Source organism: Ralstonia sp. VS2407 (assembly GCF_052950655.1).
In genome coordinates, this window is sequence record NZ_JBRFVG010000132.1 from 1 (window position 1) to 528 (window position 528).

At 63.1% G+C, this 528-nt stretch carries 1 protein-coding gene; it reads right to left on the reverse strand.

Translation table 11 applies throughout. The features are described from left to right. Window positions 1-2: 2 nt before the first annotated feature. The coding region (locus tag ACU8YE_RS24235) for a hypothetical protein (protein WP_446929915.1) at window positions 3-528 on the reverse strand (526 nt) is incomplete at its 5' end.

Below are 528 nucleotides of genomic sequence, written 5' to 3' on the forward strand. Positions count from 1 at the left end.
CTCTATTCGCTGTCGACCTCGGCATCGACGGGCATCGGCTCGTTGTCGAGCAGCATGTCGACGTTCAACAGCTCGATCTCGTCGCTGTCCACCGGACTGTCGTCGACAAACAGCGGCCTGACCTCGCTTTCCACTTCGGCGTCGACGGGCCTGTCGTCGGCGAACAGCTCGATTGCTTCGCTGTCGAGCGGGCTGAGCAGCACGAACAGCTCGCTGACCTCGCTTTCGACGTCCGCTTCCTCGGGCATCAGCACCGCGCAGAGCGGCGTCAATTCGCTGTCGACCGGACTGTCGACGACCAATAGCACGGTCGCTTCGTTGTCCACGTCGACCTCGACCGGTATCGGCTCGCTTTCCACCGGCTTGAGCACCACCAACAGCAACCTCACGTCGCTGTCGACCTCCACCTCGACCAGCCTCTCGTCGGCCAACAGCTCGATCACTTCCCTTTCGAGCGGGCTGAGCACGACCAACAGCAACGTCGCCTCGCTGTCGACTTCCACGCCCACCACCCTCCCTTCCGCAACC